The 17,498-nt window shown below is 56.8% G+C and carries 14 protein-coding genes; 9 read left to right on the forward strand and 5 right to left on the reverse strand.

Annotated features, from left to right (window positions below; all coding sequences use genetic code 11):
• Positions 1 to 158 precede the first annotated feature (158 nt).
• Positions 159 to 1,550: a class II fumarate hydratase gene (locus V6L79_RS11615; RefSeq protein WP_261741655.1), complete on the reverse strand. Its 1,392-nt coding sequence runs from the start codon at positions 1,548 to 1,550 to the stop codon at positions 159 to 161.
• A 192-nt stretch (positions 1,551 to 1,742) separates the two neighbouring features.
• On the opposite strand from V6L79_RS11615, the gene V6L79_RS11620 reads away from it, so the two are divergent.
• From V6L79_RS11620 to V6L79_RS11650, 7 genes are all read left to right on the forward strand, one after another.
• Positions 1,743 to 2,258 (forward strand): DUF2059 domain-containing protein, encoded by a 516-nt coding sequence (locus V6L79_RS11620; RefSeq protein ID WP_261741656.1) that lies wholly within the window; start codon positions 1,743 to 1,745, stop codon positions 2,256 to 2,258.
• A gap of 11 nt (positions 2,259 to 2,269) precedes the next feature.
• Positions 2,270 to 2,566: a BolA family protein gene (locus tag V6L79_RS11625; protein ID WP_338580255.1), complete on the forward strand. Its 297-nt coding sequence runs from the start codon at positions 2,270 to 2,272 to the stop codon at positions 2,564 to 2,566.
• 99 nt (positions 2,567 to 2,665) lie between these two features.
• On the forward strand, positions 2,666 to 3,604 hold the full coding sequence (locus tag V6L79_RS11630; protein ID WP_261741658.1) for a rhodanese-related sulfurtransferase: 939 nt from the start codon (positions 2,666 to 2,668) through the stop codon (positions 3,602 to 3,604).
• A 1-nt stretch (position 3,605) separates the two neighbouring features.
• A complete protein-coding gene (locus V6L79_RS11635; protein WP_321836094.1) occupies positions 3,606 to 4,241 on the forward strand; it encodes a DsbA family protein in 636 nt (211 codons plus the stop codon).
• 10 nt (positions 4,242 to 4,251) lie between these two features.
• On the forward strand, positions 4,252 to 6,048 hold the full coding sequence (locus tag V6L79_RS11640) for an ABC transporter ATP-binding protein (protein WP_338580311.1): 1,797 nt from the start codon (positions 4,252 to 4,254) through the stop codon (positions 6,046 to 6,048).
• 155 nt (positions 6,049 to 6,203) lie between these two features.
• Positions 6,204 to 8,663: an EAL domain-containing protein gene (locus tag V6L79_RS11645; RefSeq protein WP_338580256.1), complete on the forward strand. Its 2,460-nt coding sequence runs from the start codon at positions 6,204 to 6,206 to the stop codon at positions 8,661 to 8,663.
• A 46-nt stretch (positions 8,664 to 8,709) separates the two neighbouring features.
• The gene (locus tag V6L79_RS11650) at positions 8,710 to 9,495 is read left to right on the forward strand and encodes a TenA family transcriptional regulator (protein WP_261741661.1); all 786 of its coding nucleotides are present in this window, start codon (positions 8,710 to 8,712) and stop codon (positions 9,493 to 9,495) included.
• A gap of 82 nt (positions 9,496 to 9,577) precedes the next feature.
• On the opposite strand, the gene V6L79_RS11655 is transcribed toward V6L79_RS11650, so the two are convergent.
• The 4 genes from V6L79_RS11655 to V6L79_RS11670 all read right to left on the reverse strand — a co-directional run bounded on the left by V6L79_RS11655 (position 9,578) and on the right by V6L79_RS11670 (position 13,129).
• On the reverse strand, positions 9,578 to 10,318 hold the full coding sequence (locus V6L79_RS11655; protein ID WP_261741662.1) for a YciK family oxidoreductase: 741 nt from the start codon (positions 10,316 to 10,318) through the stop codon (positions 9,578 to 9,580).
• A gap of 42 nt (positions 10,319 to 10,360) precedes the next feature.
• The gene (gene mupP, locus V6L79_RS11660) at positions 10,361 to 11,032 is read right to left on the reverse strand and encodes an N-acetylmuramic acid 6-phosphate phosphatase MupP (RefSeq protein ID WP_261741663.1); all 672 of its coding nucleotides are present in this window, start codon (positions 11,030 to 11,032) and stop codon (positions 10,361 to 10,363) included.
• A 3-nt stretch (positions 11,033 to 11,035) separates the two neighbouring features.
• Positions 11,036 to 11,734 (reverse strand): bifunctional 2-polyprenyl-6-hydroxyphenol methylase/3-demethylubiquinol 3-O-methyltransferase UbiG, encoded by a 699-nt coding sequence (gene ubiG / locus V6L79_RS11665; protein WP_261741664.1) that lies wholly within the window; start codon positions 11,732 to 11,734, stop codon positions 11,036 to 11,038.
• Between the two features lie 63 nt (positions 11,735 to 11,797).
• Positions 11,798 to 13,129, reverse strand: coding sequence for a TRZ/ATZ family hydrolase (locus V6L79_RS11670; RefSeq protein ID WP_338580257.1), 1,332 nt, complete (start codon positions 13,127 to 13,129; stop codon positions 11,798 to 11,800).
• A 107-nt stretch (positions 13,130 to 13,236) separates the two neighbouring features.
• Here V6L79_RS11670 and mtnA point away from each other — a divergent pair, with 107 nt between their 5' ends.
• Positions 13,237 to 14,313 carry an S-methyl-5-thioribose-1-phosphate isomerase gene (gene mtnA / locus V6L79_RS11675; protein ID WP_338580258.1) on the forward strand — a complete coding sequence of 359 codons (1,077 nt, stop codon included), beginning with the start codon at positions 13,237 to 13,239 and terminating at the stop codon, positions 14,311 to 14,313.
• Positions 14,314 to 14,656: 343 nt separating this feature from the next.
• The gene (gene gyrA, locus V6L79_RS11680) at positions 14,657 to 17,320 is read left to right on the forward strand and encodes a DNA gyrase subunit A (RefSeq protein ID WP_261741667.1); all 2,664 of its coding nucleotides are present in this window, start codon (positions 14,657 to 14,659) and stop codon (positions 17,318 to 17,320) included.
• Positions 17,321 to 17,498: the final 178 nt, after the last annotated feature.

Here is a 17,498-nt window from a genome sequence, read left to right on the forward strand (position 1 = left end):
TCTTGCGTAGCAGCTGCCGAAGGAACGAGGCTGCGTCCGATTGCGAAGCAATCGTAAAACCTGAGTCTGCGGTTTAGCCGATAGAACGCCAGTTTAGGTTTTACGACGGCTTCGCCGCCGAACGCAGCCTCGTTCCTTCGGCAGCTGCTACAGTTTTCTTAGTGCTTGCCAGGCCCCAGCATGTTCTCCGGGCGTACCCACTGATCAAATTCTGCATCGGTCAGATAACCCAGTTCCAATGCGGCTTCGCGCAGGGTCAGACCTTCTGCATAAGCCTTTTTGGCGATCTCGGCAGACTTGTCGTAGCCAATGTGCGGGTTGAGTGCAGTCACCAGCATCAGGCCGCGCTCCAGGTGCTCGGCCATTTTTTCGGCGTCAACCTCAAGGCCGGTCACGCAGTGTTTTTGGAAGTTGCTGCAACCGTCGCCCAGCAACTTGATCGACTGCAACAGGTTATGAATGATCACCGGTTTGTAGACGTTCAGTTGCAAGTGGCCCTGGCTTGCGGCAAAGCCGATGGCGACATCATTGCCCATTACCTGGCAGGCCAGCATCGACAGCGCTTCGCATTGGGTCGGGTTGACCTTGCCTGGCATGATCGAGCTGCCCGGCTCATTGGCTGGCAGTTTGATTTCGGCCAACCCGGCACGTGGGCCAGAGCCCAGCAGGCGGAAGTCATTGGCCAGTTTCATCAAGGTAACGGCCAGGGTTTTGAGTGCACCCGAGAGGGTGGTCAATGGTTCGTGACCTGACAGCGCAGCAAATTTGTTCGGCGCCGTGACAAATGGCAAGCCCGACAATGCCGCGATTTCAGCCGCTATCGCTTCTGCGAAACCGTGGGGCGCGTTGAGCCCGGTCCCTACGGCCGTGCCGCCCTGGGCCAGTTCGCATACCGCCGGTATGGCCGAGCGTATGGCTTGCTCGGCGTAATCGAGTTGCGCGATATAGGCCGACAGCTCCTGGCCAAATGTGATCGGAGTCGCGTCCATCATGTGGGTGCGGCCGGTCTTGACCAGTTTCATGTGCTGGGCCGACAGCTCTGCCAATCCGCCAGCCAACTCACTAATTGCTGGCAGCAAGTGTTCATGCACCGCTTTGGCGGCGGCGATATGCATGGCGGTCGGGAAGCAGTCGTTGGAGCTTTGTGAACGGTTGACGTGGTCGTTTGGGTGGACGGGTGATTTGCCGCCACGACCTTTACCTGCCAGTTCGTTGGCGCGCCCGGCGATAACTTCGTTAGCGTTCATGTTGCTTTGCGTGCCACTGCCGGTCTGCCATACCACCAGCGGAAATTGATCGTCGTACTGCCCATCAAGCACCTCATCGGCGGCCTGCTCGATCAGGCGGGCAATATCAGCGGGCAGGTCACCATTGCGGTTGTTGACCCGGGCAGCAGCTTTTTTGATCAGTACCAGAGCGTGCAACACGGCCAACGGCATCTTTTCATTGCCGATGGCGAAGTTGATCAACGATCGTTGGGTTTGCGCCCCCCAATAGGCCTCGTCGGCCACGCTGACTTCACCCAGGCTGTCGGTTTCGATACGGCTCATCGGCTCTTTCTCCTAAAGGTCTGACCAGACAGCTTAGGCGCTGGTTTGCGTCCGGGGTTCAATCTGGTGTTTTTAATGCTTTTGGTCAGATGATGAGAACGTCTATCAGACTCGGGGTTGAGTGACAGACTTTAATAGGCGCAGAATGGCCGCCCTTGGGGTTCAACCTCGCTTGCTAGAAAAGGAAACTCGATGACCCGTCTTCGCGCCATCTGTACAGCGGTTGCTCTGGTTTGCGCCAGCGGCCAGGTTTTCGCCGATACCGCCAGTCACGCTGCCAGTGCTGAAACGTTCCTCAAACTGGCTCATGCCGACAAGCTGGGTACCCCGGTTTACATGCAAGTACAGCAGATGTTTGCCCAGCGTTTTGAGCAAACCAAAGCGCCAGCCTCCAAGAAAGCCCTGCTGGAAACCTACCAGGCCAAGGCCAACACTGCTCTGGACCAAGCCATTGGCTGGGACAAGCTGAAGCCTGATATGGTCAAGCTGTACACCACCAACTTCAGCGAATCCGAACTCAAGGATCTGGTAGCGTTTTACCAGTCGCCACTGGGCAAGAAAGTCCTGGAAAAAATGCCGCAGCTGACTCAGCAATCGGCGCAAATGACCCAGGCCAAGCTGGAAAGCGCAGTGCCGGTGGTCAACAAGCTGCTGGAAGACATGACTACCGAGCTGGAGCCAAAAGCGGCCCCGGCCAAGAAGAAGTAAGCGGAGCCTGAATGAGCATGCAACACCGTATTGAATCGGCGCTTGGCGCATTGCAACCCGAGCACTTGAGCGTGTTGGACGAAAGCCATATGCACAGTCGCGGGTTACAGACCCACTTCAAGGCAGTGGTGGTCAGCGAGCAATTTGCCGGGCTCAACAGCGTCAAGCGTCACCAGAAGGTTTACGCCACTTTGGGTGATCTGATGGGCGAGTTCCATGCGCTGGCTTTGCACACGTATACGCCTGATGAATGGGCAAAAATCGGCACGCCCCCGGCTTCGCCGACCTGTGCCGGCGGTGGGCACTAAGTCGTCTTTTTGCTAGAATCCGCAGCGCGCCGCATAGTCGGCGCGTTTTTTTTTGCATCCGGTTCACCCTTTACGAGGGTAGCCACCTGGAGAAACACGATGACTGCGCCTGTTGTTGTAGCTGCACTGTACAAATTCGTCACCCTTGAAGATTACGTAGCCCTGCGTGAGCCGTTGCTCGCGGCAATGGTCGATAACGGCATCAAAGGCACGTTACTGATTGCCGAAGAGGGGATTAACGGCACGGTTTCCGGTAGCCGTGAAGGCATTGACGGGCTGATGGCCTGGCTCAAGACCGATCCACGCATGGTTGATATCGACCATAAAGAATCCTACTGCGATGACCAGCCGTTCTATCGGACCAAGGTCAAGCTCAAGAAAGAAATCGTTACCCTTGGCGTAGAAGGCGTAGACCCGAACAAGAAAGTCGGAACCTATGTCGACCCCGAGAACTGGAATGCGCTGATCAGCGATCCGGAGGTGTTGTTGATCGACACCCGTAACGACTATGAAGTATCGATCGGCACGTTTGAGGGCGCTATTGACCCGAAAACAACCAGCTTCCGCGAATTTCCTGACTACATCAAAGCCAATTTCGACCCGGCCAAGCACAAGAAAGTCGCAATGTTCTGCACCGGCGGTATTCGCTGTGAAAAGGCTTCGAGCTATATGCTCAGCCAGGGTTTTGACGAGGTTTACCACCTCAAGGGCGGCATCCTGAAGTACCTCGAGGAGGTGCCGCAGGAAGAAACCAAGTGGCAGGGCGACTGCTTTGTATTCGATAACCGGGTTACCGTACGCCACGATCTGACTGCCGGTGAGTACGACCAGTGCCATGCGTGCCGCACCCCGATCAGCATCGCGGACCGCGAGTCGGAACACTATCAGGCCGGTATCAGCTGTCCGCATTGCTGGGACACCCTGAGCGAAAAAACCCGTCGCAGCGCCATTGATCGTCAAAAGCAGATCGATCTGGCCAAGGCGCGTAACCAGCCGCACCCGATTGGCCACAACTACCGTAAACCTGCCGAGGTTTGAGATGAGTGCACGTCTGCTCTATGTGATGGATCCGATGTGCTCATGGTGCTGGGGTTTCTCGCCCATCGCCGAGGCGCTGGTTGAGCAGGCGCAGGCCGCAGGCGTTGAGTTGCATCTGGTGGTGGGCGGTTTGCGCACCGGCAGTGGCTCGGCGCTTGAGCCTGCTACCCGGCGCTATATCCTCGAACACTGGCAGGCAGTTACAGACGCCACCGGGCAGCCATTCAAGTTCGACGGCGCCTTGCCTGACGGTTTTGTCTATGACACCGAGCCCGCCTGTCGGGCCGTGGTGGCGGCTCGCAGCTTGGCCCCCGATTGCGCCTGGAAGCTGGTGAAGCTGATTCAACAGGCTTTCTATGAGCAGGGGCGTGATGTCACCCAAGCCAGTGTGCTGGTTGAACTGGCTGAGACAGCAGGGTTGCCGCGTATCGAGTTTTCTGCCGTGTTTGACACGGCGCAGCAGCATGCAGCGACCGCCGCCGACTTTACCTGGGTGCAAGACCTGGGGATTGCCGGGTTTCCGACCTTGCTCGCCGAGCGCAATGGTCAACTGGCGTTGCTGACTAATGGCTATCAGCCGCTTGGACCGTTATCTGACCTGCTCGCTCGCTGGCTAGAACGCGCCACGCGTGTTTGATCCTGCTGCTGTGCCGCCCGGCCCCAAGGCGGACCGTCTGACGTGGGCCGAGATACGTCGCCTGGCCCTGCGTCATAAAAGAGCCCTGTGGATTGCCAACGGCGTGGCCGTGCTGGCTACGCTGTGCAGTGTCCCTATTCCCCTGCTCCTGCCCTTGCTGGTGGACGAAGTGTTGCTGGGCAACGGTGATGCTGCGCTGAAAATCATGAATCACTGGCTACCGGCTGCCTGGCAAAGTGCAGCGGGCTACATTGGCCTGATGTTGGTTATTACCTTGATGCTGCGTTGCGGGGCGCTGTTGTTTAACGTGCTGCAAGCTCGGCTGTTCTCGCGGTTGGCCAAGGACATTGTGTTTCGCATCCGCTTGCGCTTGATTGAGCGCTTGAAGCGAATTTCGCTGGCCGAGTATGAAAACCTTGGCAGCGGCACCGTGACCACGCATCTGGTCACCGATCTCGAAACCCTGGACAAGTTTGTCGGTGAAACCCTGAGCCGGTTTTTGGTGGCGATGCTGACACTGGTGGGGACTTCGGCGATTTTGCTGTGGATGCACTGGCAGTTGGCACTGTTGATCTTGCTGTTTAACCCGCTGGTGATCTACGCCACGGTGCAACTGGGCAAGCGGGTCAAACACCTTAAAAAACTCGAAAACGATAGCACTGCGCGTTTTACCCAAGCCCTGACCGAGACCCTGGACGCGATTCAGGAAGTTCGTGCAGGTAATCGCCAGGGTTTTTTCCTTGGTCGTTTGGGGCTGCGGGCGCGAGAAGTTCGAGACTTTGCTGTGGCCTCGCAATGGAAGACCGATGCATCAAATCGTGCCAGCGGTTTGTTGTTCCAGTTCGGTATCGATATTTTTCGCGCTGCGGCGATGCTGACAGTGCTGTTTTCGGACCTGTCGATTGGCCAAATGCTCGCGGTGTTCAGTTACCTGTGGTTCATGATTGGACCGGTCGAGCAGTTGCTTAATTTGCAATATGCCTTCTATGCCGCCGATGGTGCCGTGACCCGGATCAACCAACTATTGGCGCGATGCGACGAGCCGCAATATCCCGGTGGAGCCAATCCGTTTGTCGGGAACCAGACAGTCGGTATTGAAGTGCGTGACCTGAGCTTCAGTTATGGTGAGGAAAAGGTCCTGGATCATTTGAACCTGACCATTGCGCCGGGGGAAAAAGTGGCCATTGTGGGCACCAGTGGCGGCGGTAAAAGCACGCTGGTGCAACTTCTGCTGGGGTTGTATACGCCCCAGTCGGGAAGCATCCGCTTTGCCGGCGCGAGCCAGCCCGAGATTGGCCTGCAAACCATACGCGAGCATGTTGCGGTGGTGCTGCAGCACCCGGCGCTGTTCAACGATACCGTGCGCGCTAACTTGACCATGGGCCGTGAGCGGACCGATGAGGCGTGCTGGCATGCTCTGGAAATCGCACAGCTGGATGGCACCATTCGTGCGCTGGCGCAGGGCCTGGACAGTATTGTCGGACGTTCAGGTGTGCGTTTGTCGGGTGGCCAGCGTCAGCGCCTGGCAATTGCGCGGATGGTGCTGGCCGAACCCAAGGTAGTGATCCTCGACGAGGCCACCAGTGCCCTGGATGCAGCCACCGAATACAACCTGCATCACGCTTTGGGAAAATTTTTGAGCGGGCGTACAACTTTAATCATTGCCCACCGCTTGTCTGCGGTAAAACAGGCAGACAGAGTGTTGGTGTTTGATGGCGGGCGTATTGCCGAAGAGGGTGATCACCAGCAGTTGATTGCAGACGGCGGGCTTTACGCCAAACTCTACGGGCACCTTCAGCAAACTTGATGGGTTTGTATTAAGTGAGGTGAATTGCTCGGGCGAAGGCTTTTTGACGATGTTGAGCATGTGTGGTTGCTCAAGCCGTCGAAAATTGGCCTAGGCTGAGCTGTAGTGAGATTTTCTCTCTGGTTTTCATCTGACGCCATGAAGCAAGGAAACTCATGAAATCAAAACACCCCCACGGGACACCACGCTTGTTGGGTATTGTTTGGCCCTTTATTGCAGTCGTGCTTTTCCAGGCGTTATTGGGGTGCGTGAGTCTGTATATGCTCTCGGCAGTAAGAAGTTATGTCGGGGGCGAAAGTTTGTGGTCCAAGGCCCAAAAAGACGCTATCTACTTCCTCTATGTGTATTCCGATACGCATGATCCAGCTTATTTCGATAAATATCAGCAGGCTAGAAGCATCCCTCAGGGCGATCAGAAGTTGCGTCTGGCGATGGATCAGTCCCCCTCTGATGAGGTAGCTGCTCGCGAAGGTATTTTGCAAGGCGGCAACAGCCCGGAAGATGCCGACAGCATTATTTGGTTTTATCGCTACTTTCGTCACGTAAGTTATATGGAAACGGCCATTGAGAAGTGGTCCGTGGGCGATGCTTACCTGGTTCAGCTCGATAATCTGGCTCAAGAGATGCACCGTACACTGCTTGGCGGTCACGTCACTGATGCGGACTCAAAACGCTGGGCGGACGGTATTTTTGCCATCAATGAAGGTATTGCGCCTGCAGCCAAGGCCTTCAGTGATGCCCTGGGAGAAGGCTCACGCTTTGTTTGGCGGTTACTGGTTGTTATCAACCTGGTCACGGCGCTGGGGCTGATTCTTCTGGTGCTCAAGCGTACTCATAAAGTTCTGGCCCAGAGTCGTGCATTTGCCCAAGCCTTGCAGTTGGAAAAAGAACGGGCACAAATCACTCTTGCGTCTATTGGCGACGGCGTTATAGCGACCGACGAGAAGGGCGCGATTGCTTACATGAACCCGGCGGCCGAGCAACTGACTCAATGGAAGTCCGAGCAGGCCCACGGCGTTACTCTGGCGGCGTTGTTCAAGTTGCTCGACGACAATGACCAGGATGATGGCTTCAAACTGATTGATCGGCTTCTCAGTGGCCAATTGGGTAATAGCCGCGATCACTCACGACAGATCCAGCGCATGGATGGCAGTACGGTTGCTGTCACGTTGGTGGGCGCGCCGATTGTCCATGCTGGAGAGGTGAGTGGGGCGGTGTTGGTGCTGCATGACATGACCCAAGAGCGCCGGTACATTGCCAATCTGTCCTGGCAGGCGACCCATGATGCACTGACGGGCCTGGCCAATCGTCGCGAATTTGAATATCGCCTGGAGACAGTGCTGAAGAACCTGGGGCGACAACAGGGTCGGCATGCATTGATGTTCCTCGATCTGGATCAGTTCAAACTGGTGAATGACACTTGCGGTCACGCGGCGGGTGATGAGCTGTTGCGCCATGTTTGTGTGCTGCTGCGAACCGGGTTGCGCGAAGGCGATACGTTAGCTCGCCTGGGAGGCGATGAGTTCGGGATCCTGCTGGAAAACTGCCCGGTGGATATGGCCGAGAGAATCGCCGGAGGCCTGCGTCAGGCGGTGCAAAACCTGCATTTCGCCTGGAAAGGGCGGCCGTTCATGAGCACCATCAGTATTGGTCTTGTACATATCCATCAAACCCCGGTAACCCTTGAGTCGCTGATGCGTGCAGCGGACATGGCCTGCTATATGGCCAAGGAAAAGGGGCGCAACCGGGTGCAGGTCTATCATCTGGATGACACGGAACTGTCATTGAGATTTGGTGAAATGGCTTGGGTGCAGCGTCTGCATGTAGCGCTGGAAGAAAACCGTTTTTGTCTCTACTCGCAGGAAATCACCCCCTTGGGGGCTGAGCCGGAGGGGGGCGGGCACATCGAAATTCTGTTGCGGTTGCAGGATGAGAGCGGGCGAATAGTTTATCCAGACAGCTTTATTCCGGCTGCTGAGCGGTATGGGTTGATGAGTTCGATAGACCGCTGGGTGGTCGAAAACGTGTTCAAAATCATTTCTGAGTGTACGGCCCAGGTAGGGGCGCAGCCGATGGCCATGTGTGCCATCAACTTGTCAGGATCGACCATTGGTGATGATGATTTCCTGGAATTTTTGCATGAGCAGTTCAAGTGTTATGGCGTCTCGCCCAAACTGATCTGCTTTGAAATTACCGAAACCAGCGCGATCGCTAACCTGGGCAGTGCTATTCGGTTTATCAATGATCTCAAGTCATTGGGTTGTATGTTCTCTTTGGATGACTTTTGTGCCGGCATGTCTTCGTTTGCATACTTAAAACATCTTCCTGTCGATTTTTTGAAGATTGATGGGAGCTTCGTCAAGGATATGCTGGACGACCCGATCAATCGGGCTATGGTTGAAGTTATTAATCATATTGGCCATGTGATGGGAAAACGCACAATTGCCGAGTTTGTGGAAACGACACAAATTGAACAGGCATTGATCGAGATCGGGGTTGATTATGCGCAAGGCTATATAGTTCAACGCCCACAGCCGTTTACCTTTGATAGCTTGTTGCACCGGCCCAAACGGTCCAGAGCCTTGACGTTGAGGTCGCCGGGTAATCTGCGTTGACAGGTTACATATTCTTTAAAGTCATCTCTCGAAAAGGACTTGGATTGTGATTGATGTATTTAACCGTACTGGGCCTCTAATGGAGGAGACGAGTTACCCGCAGTGGGCTCAGCAACTGATTCGCGACTGCAGCGAGAGCAAGCGCCGGGCAGTCGGGCACGAAATTTACAGGCGCATGCGGGATAACACGCTAAGCCCCAGAGCCATGCGAGCGTACCTGATTGGCGGCTGGCCGGTGGTTGAGCAGTTTTCGCTGTATATGGGTCGTAACCTTGGCAAAACCCGTTATGGGCAACATCCGGGTGAAGACATGGCGCGCCGCTGGCTGATTCGCAATATCCGGGTTGAACTTAACCATGCCGACTACTGGGTATATTGGGCCCGGGCACATGGCGTGAGCCTTGAAGAGTTGAACGCACAGGACATACCTGCGGAATTTCAGGCATTGAACGATTGGTGCTGGCATACCTGTGCGACGGACTCACTGGCTGTGGCCATGGCGGCTACCAACTACGCGATTGAAGGTGCCGTGGGTGAGTGGGCGGCTGCGGTGTGTTCAAAAACTGTCTACGAAGAGTCGTTCCCGCTGGAGGGGCGTAAACGCACGATGAAGTGGCTGAAGATGCATGCTCAGTATGATGATGAGCATCCTTGGGAAGCGCTGGAAATCGTGTGTACCCTGGCGGGGATGAACCCGAGCCAGGAGCTGATTGCCGAGCTGCGCAAGGCAATTTGCAAGAGCTACGATTACATGTACTTGTTTTTACAAAGCTGCTTGCAGCTCGACAAGGCCCCCGTTGTGCGTGAGCGCAGGGAGCTGGTTGAGAGCTGAAGCCCCGCTAGCCGTTTTTTGAGCGCATAAAAAACCGCAGGCTGCATTCACATGCAGGCTGCGGTTTTTGTTTGTCGCTATGTTACTGGGCGTCGAAGGCTTGGCCGTTAATTCCGGTGCTGTCCGGGCCCATCAAGTACAGGTAAACCGGCATGATCGCGTCCGGCTCTGGATTGCTCTCGGGGTTTTCACCCGGATATGCCAGGGCGCGCATGCTGGTGCGAGTCGCGCCTGGGTTGATGCTGTTGGAGCGTACTGCAGAGACGCTGTCGACTTCATCGGCCAGGGTTTGCATCAGGCCTTCGGTTGCGAATTTCGATACGCCATAAGCGCCCCAGTAGGCGCGACCTTTGCGTCCGACGCTGCTGGAGGTGAAGATCACCGAGGCGTCCTGCGACAGTTTGAGCAGGGGCAGCAGGGTGCTGGTGAGCATGAACGTGGCATTGACGTTGATCTGCATCACGCGCATGAAATTCTCGCCTGACAACTGCTCCAGAGGCGTACGCGGGCCAATGATCGAGGCGTTGTGCAGCAGTCCGTCAAGATGGCCGAACTCGGTTTCGATCATGGCAGCCAGTTCATCGTATTGATGCGGCAGGGCGGTCTCGAGATTGAACGGGATGACGGCCGGTTGCGGATGACCGGCGGCTTCGATTTCGTCGTAAACCTGGCTCAGGTTGGCCTCGGTCTTGCCCAGCAGCAGTACGGTTGCGCCGTGGGCGGCATAGGTCTTGGCAGCCGCAGCGCCGATGCCGCGACCGGCGCCGGTGACCAGAATGACCCGGTCCTGAAGCAGGTTGGGGCGGGCGGAATAATCAAACATAAAAAACCTCAACAAAAATCGAAGATCGTTAGCGGACGTTTGTCAGCAGCTGCACATTGCGTTATCCAGCACTTTGCGCAGTTCGCCCGGGTGATCGACCACCACGTCGGCACCCCAGTGATCAGGGTTGTCGTCGGGGTGTATGTAGCCAAAACGCACGGCTGCGGTTTTAGTCCCGGCGTCTCGGCCGGACTCGATGTCGCGCAGGTCATCGCCTACAAACAGGACGCTGGCCGGGTCTAGGTCAAGCATCTTGCAGGCCAGAATCAACGGCTCGGGATCAGGCTTGCTGTTGGTTACGTGGTCCGGGCAGATCAGCAGCGCCGAGCGTTCGGCCAGGCCCAGGCGCTCCATGATCGGCTGTGCGAAGCGCACTGGCTTGTTGGTGACGACGCCCCATACCAAATGGGCTTTTTCGATATCGGCCAGCAACTCTTCCATGCCATCAAACAGCTTGGTGTGTACTGCGCAATCACGCTGGTAGCGCTCCAGGAACTCCTGGCGCAGTTCTTCAAAGCCGGGTGCGTCCGGGTCCATGCTGAAAGTCGCGGCCACCATGGCGCGGGCACCGCCGGAAATTTCATCGCGGATCAGTTTGTCGCCAATGGGCGGCAGATCACGATCGGCGCGCATGGCCTGGCAGATGGCAATAAAGTCCGGCGCGGTATCGAGCAGGGTGCCGTCCATGTCAAAAAGAACTGCTCTTAAACGCATGCGTTACTCCTCGCGAAGGGTCTGGATCATGTAATTGACGTCTACATCGCTGGCCAGTTTGTAGTGTTTGGTCAGCGGGTTGTAAGTCAGGCCGATGATGTCTTTAACGCTCAGACCGGCCTGGCGGCTCCAGGCACCGAGTTCGGAAGGGCGGATGAACTTCTTGAAGTCATGGGTCCCGCGCGGGATCAGCTTCATGATGTATTCAGCGCCGATAATCGCGAACAGATAGGATTTTGGGTTGCGGTTGATGGTCGAGAAGAACACCTGGCCGCCGGGTTTGACCATGCGATAGCAGGCGCGAATCACGGAAGCTGGATCAGGTACGTGCTCCAGCATCTCAAGACAGGTCACCACATCGAATTGCTCGGGCATTTCGTCTGCCAGGTCTTCGGCGGTGATCTGGCGGTATTCAACACTCACGCCGGACTCAAGCTGATGCAGTTGTGCCACGGCCAGCGGTGCTTCGCCCATGTCGATGCCCATGACGGTGGCGCCGCGTTGAGCCATTGACTCGCTGAGAATGCCGCCGCCGCATCCGACGTCGAGGACTTTTTTGCCAGCCAGTTGCACGCGCTCGTCAATCCAGTTGACGCGCAGTGGGTTGATGTCGTGCAGCGGCTTGAATTCGCTTTCACGGTCCCACCAGCGATGGGCTAGCGCTTCGAATTTAGCGATCTCGGCGTGGTCAACGTTGCTCATGGGTAAATCCTCTAAAGCTTAATAATCTGGTGAAACTCCGGGCTCAGGCCCGAAGGTACTGAATCAATGAGTATGGCCGCTTATGCGTTCACCCCAGGCCTTGGCTGTGGCGCTGAGCTGTTGCTCGTCCATGCGGGTCAGGCATCGATCATCGAGCAGTTGCTTGCCTGCAACCCACAGGTGCTTCACGCAATCGCGGCCGGTGGCGTAGATCAGCTGTGAGACGGGGTCGTAGACCGGTTGCTGGGCCAGCCCGCTGAGGTCAAATGCAACCATGTCGGCGGCTTTACCGATTTCAATCGAGCCGGTGTCACTTTCAATGCCCAGGGCGCGGGCGCCATTGAGCGTTGCCATGCGCAGCGCGCGGTGGGCGTCCAGCGCGGTGGCAGAGCCAGCAACGGCTTTGGCCAGCAAGGCTGCGGTGCGGGTTTCGCCTAGCAGGTCGAGGTCATTGTTGCTGGCTGCACCGTCGGTGCCGACCGCTACATTGACTCCGGCTTGCCACAAACGCTCCACCGGGCAGAAACCGCTGGCCAGTTTCAGGTTGGACTCCGGGCAATGAATCACGCTGGAGTTGCTTTCTACCAGCATTGTCAGGTCGTCATCGCTGATCTGGGTCATGTGCACGGCCTGGAAACGCGGGCCCAGCAGGCCCAGGCGCGCGAGACGGGCGACGGGCCGCTCGCCATGTTGCTCGACAGCCTGATGCACCTCGAAAGCGGTTTCGTGTACGTGCATATGAATAGCTGCATCCAACTCATCGGCGATTACCCGGATTTTTTCCAGGTTATCGTCGCCGACAGTGTAAGGCGCATGGGGCCCAAAGGCGATTTTGATCCGCGGGTGGTACTTCAGATCAGCGAAAAGCTCGATGGCCTGACGCAGGGATTCATCTGCGCTGCTGGCGCCGGGAATCGGAAAGTCGAGAACGGGAATTGCGATCTGAGCGCGAATGCCGCTGTTGTGAACGCACTCACTGGCGACCTTGGGGAAGAAGTACATGTCGCTGAAACAGGTGATGCCGCCCTTGAGCTGTTCGGCGATCGCCAGATTGGTGCCGTCGCGCACGAAGTCTTCATCGACCCACTTGGTCTCAGCGGGCCAGATGTGCTGCTCCAGCCAGGTCATCAATGGCAGATCATCGGCCATGCCGCGGAACAATGTCATCGCGGCATGACCGTGGGCATTGATCAGCCCGGGGCTGAGCAGCATGTCTGGCAACTCGCGGGTTTCGCTGGCAGCCAGCTTCAGGGCTTGTTGGCGAGACCCAATGAATACAATGCGACCGTCGCGAATGCCAACCCCATGATCCTTGAGTACGACACCGGCCGGTTCGACAGGCACCAGCCAGGTGGGTAGCAGCAATAAGTCCAGGGGCACGGTCGGGATCGGCATCGAAAACAGTTTCCAGTGCGTTTTAAAAGGAGGCGAAGTATACCCGAGCGTCTTAAGGGTGGGCTCGCTATAATCGGCAGCTTTGTTTCTGGGTAATAGGGGAAGGCATGCGCGATCGACTGTTGGCTGCGGAAAAAGTTAAGGCCATCGATTGGCGGGATGACGCCCTATACCTGCTGGATCAGCGCAGCTTGCCCCTTGAAGAAACATGGCTGGCTTACACCGGCGCCGAAGATGTGGCTCAAGCGATCCGCGATATGGTCGTGCGGGGTGCTCCGGCGATCGGTATCACGGCGGCCTATGGTGTGGTGCTGGCCGCACGTGCGCGCAAAGCTGTTGGCGGCGACTGGGTAGCGGCGCTGGAGGAGGACTTCACCCTGCTGGCAGGTTCGCGCCCAACGGCGGTGAATCTGTTTTGGGCTTTGAATCGCATGCGAGATCGATTGGCCCGAAGCAAGACTCGGGCTGATGTTTTACAGGTGCTTGAAGCTGAGGCTGTGGCTATTCATGAGAGTGATCGTGAGGCCAATATGACGATGGCGCAATTGGGGGTTGATGTAATCCGCCGCCACCAAGGCAACGCTCAGGCCGTACTGACCCACTGCAACACTGGAGCGCTGGCCACAGGTGGCTTTGGTACGGCGTTGGGCGTTATTCGTGCCGCCTGGCTGGAGGGCATGATCGAGCAAGTCTATGTCGACGAAACCCGTCCTTGGCTGCAGGGCTCGCGCCTGACTGCGTGGGAGCTGGCCAATGAAGGTATCCCGGTGGTGCTTAATGTCGACTCGGCAGCGGCACACATCATGAAAACCAAGGGCGTGACCTGGGTGATCGTGGGGGCTGACCGAATCACCGCCAATGGCGATGTGGCGAACAAGATCGGGACGTACCAGTTGGCGGTAAACGCCATGCACCACGGCGTGCGCTTTATGGTGGTGGCCCCGAGTTCGACCATTGATATGGACCTGGCTACGGGCGATGACATTCCGATTGAAGAGCGCGACGGTCGCGAGTTACTGGAAGTGGGCGGCAAGCGGGTGGGTGCCGATGTGCAGGTGTTTAATCCGGTCTTTGATGTAACCCCGGCCGACCTGATTGACGTAATCGTGACCGAGAAGGGTGTGATTGAACGTCCGGATGCGGCAAAACTGGCTCAATTGATGTGTCGCAAGCGATTGCATTAAAAGTTGTGCTGCGCTGACTCGGTTCGCGCAGGTTTTATGCCGGATTCAGTCTGTCCTGCAGTCCTCGATTTGCCCTCAGAGCCCTCCTGAACACGCTCAGGCCGATCACTGACCCAATTACTATGTGCCTTGCGCATCTGAGGGATAGGTGCGTGGCGGCGATTGTGATAACATTCGGCGGTTTCCAGGGTGGCCCGCAAAGGTTGCCCTTACTGCGCAAATCCGTGACATAACTTGTTGATTTGTCGTAAGTCGTTGCATGGCACGTGGCCAGCGGCGACGAGCTTCGTTCGTCCCGAATGGATGTGGCGAAGTTTCACCCGAAAAAGGAATCAGGCTTCTCATGGGCGAACTGGCCAAAGAAATCCTCCCGGTCAATATCGAAGACGAGCTGAAACAGTCCTACCTCGACTACGCGATGAGCGTAATTGTCGGGCGGGCACTGCCTGATGCACGCGATGGCTTGAAGCCCGTGCACCGGCGTGTGCTGTTTGCGATGAGCGAACTGAACAACGACTGGAACAAGCCGTACAAGAAATCTGCCCGTGTGGTCGGTGACGTAATCGGTAAGTATCACCCGCATGGTGATACCGCTGTTTACGACACCATCGTTCGAATGGCTCAGCCATTCTCTCTGCGCTACCTGCTGGTAGACGGTCAGGGTAACTTCGGTTCGGTCGACGGCGACAACGCTGCTGCCATGCGATACACCGAAGTTCGCATGACCAAGCTGGCCCACGAACTGCTGGCCGACTTGCACAAAGAGACCGTGGACTGGGTGCCGAACTACGACGGCACGGAAATGATCCCGGCCGTCATGCCGACACGAATTCCCAACTTGTTGGTCAACGGCTCCAGCGGTATCGCTGTGGGCATGGCCACCAATATCCCGCCGCACAACCTGGGTGAAGTCATCGATGGTTGCCTGGCGCTGATCGAAAACCCGGAGCTGAGCATCGATGAACTGATGCAGTTCATCCCGGGTCCGGACTTCCCTACTGCTGCGATCATCAACGGTCGCGCAGGCATCATCGAAGCCTATCGTACCGGTCGTGGCCGTATTTACATGCGCGCCCGCTCCATGATCGAAGACATCGACAAGGTCGGTGGTCGTCAGCAGATCGTCATCACCGAGCTTCCTTACCAGTTGAACAAGGCGCGTCTGATCGAAAAGATCGCCGAGCTGGTTAAAGAGAAGAAGCTCGAAGGCATCACTGAACTGCGCGACGAGTCTGATAAAGACGGTATGCGCGTGGTGATCGAACTGCGCCGTGGTGAAGTGCCGGAGGTTATTCTTAATAACCTGTACGCCCAGACCCAGCTGCAAAGCGTTTTCGGTATCAACATCGTTGCGTTGATCGACGGTCGTCCACGTATCCTGAACCTCAAGGATCTGCTGGAAGCCTTCGTTCGTCACCGCCGTGAAGTGGTTACCCGTCGCACCGTTTTCGAACTGCGTAAAGCCCGTGAACGTGGTCACATCCTTGAAGGCCAGGCAGTTGCCCTGTCCAACATCGACCCGGTTATCGCGTTGATCAAGGCCTCGCCAACGCCGTCGGAAGCCAAGGAAGCGCTGATCAGCACCCCTTGGGAGTCCAGTGCAGTAGTGGCGATGGTTGAACGTGCCGGTGCCGATTCGTGCCGCCCGGACAACCTTGATCCGCAGTACGGTCTGCGCGAGGGCAAGTACTTCCTGTCGCCAGAACAGGCGCAAGCCATTCTTGAATTGCGCTTGCACCGTTTGACCGGTCTTGAGCACGAGAAGCTGCTGGCCGAGTACCAGGAAATCCTCAACCAGATTGGTGAGCTGATCCGCATCCTCAACAGCGCTGAGCGCTTGATGGAAGTGATCCGCGAGGAACTGGAAGTCATTCGTGCCGAATACGGTGATGTGCGTCGTACTGAAATCCTGGATCACCGCCTTGATCTGACGCTGGGCGACATGATCCCGGAAGAAGAACGCGTTGTGACCATCTCCCACGGTGGCTATGCCAAGACCCAGCCTTTGGCTGCGTACCAGGCCCAGCGTCGTGGTGGTAAAGGTAAATCGGCTACTGGCGTCAAGGATGAGGACTACATTGCTCACCTGCTGGTTGCCAACAGCCACACCACGCTGCTGCTGTTCTCCAGCAAGGGCAAGGTGTACTGGCTCAAGACTTATGAAATCCCTGAAGCGTCCCGCGCTGCCCGTGGTCGCCCACTGGTGAACCTGTTGCCGCTGGGTGAGGGTGAATACATCACCACCATGCTGCCGGTCGAGGAATACACCGAAGGTCACTTCATCTTCATGGCAACTGCCAACGGCACCGTGAAGAAGACCCCGCTGGAATCCTTCAGTCGTCAGCGCAGCGTAGGTTTGATCGCGCTGGAGCTGGACGAAGGCGACGTATTGATCAGCGCCGCGATCACCGATGGCGAACGCGAAGTGATGTTGTTCTCCGATGGCGGCAAAGTAACCCGCTTTAAAGAGTCCGATGTGCGTGCCATGGGTCGTACTGCTCGCGGCGTTCGCGGCATGCGTCTGCCAGAAGGTCAGAAGCTGATTTCGATGCTGATCCCTGAAGAAGGCAGCGAGATCCTTACCGCTTCGGCGCGTGGATATGGCAAGCGTACGGCAATCAGTGAGTTCCCTGAGTACAAGCGTGGCGGTCAGGGCGTTATCGCCATGGTCAGCAACGAGCGTAACGGTCGTCTGGTCGGAGCAGTCCAGGTGCAGGACGGCGAAGAGATCATGTTGATTTCGGATCAGGGCACTCTGGTGCGTACCCGTGTCGACGAAGTCTCGAGCTTGGGCCGTAACACCCAGGGCGTTACCTTGATCAAGCTTGCCAGCGATGAAACGCTGGTCGGACTTGAGCGGGTTCAGGAGCCTTCGGAAGTTGAAGGCGAGGAACTCGAAGGTGAGGGCGAAGGCGGTGCAGAGCTCAACGACGAGGCCATCATCGATGGTGGCGACGGCGAGCAACCGCTAGAGGCTGGCGCTGACGAAGAAGAACCGCAGGAATAAGCGGACACAGAGGGGGCGGATGAGAATTCGCCCCCTTGTTGTATGTCCGGTATGAAAGTTTGCGACACTGTGGGAGCGAGCCTGTTCGCGATGGCGTCAGCACGGTATATCAGATAGACCTTGCTGCCCGCATTGCGATGCAAGCCAAGAACGTGTCGAGTGTTGTTTTATTGCGTGA

This window comes from Pseudomonas sp. ML2-2023-6 (genome assembly GCF_037055265.1).
Lineage (GTDB): Bacteria > Pseudomonadota > Gammaproteobacteria > Pseudomonadales > Pseudomonadaceae > Aquipseudomonas > Aquipseudomonas kulmbachensis.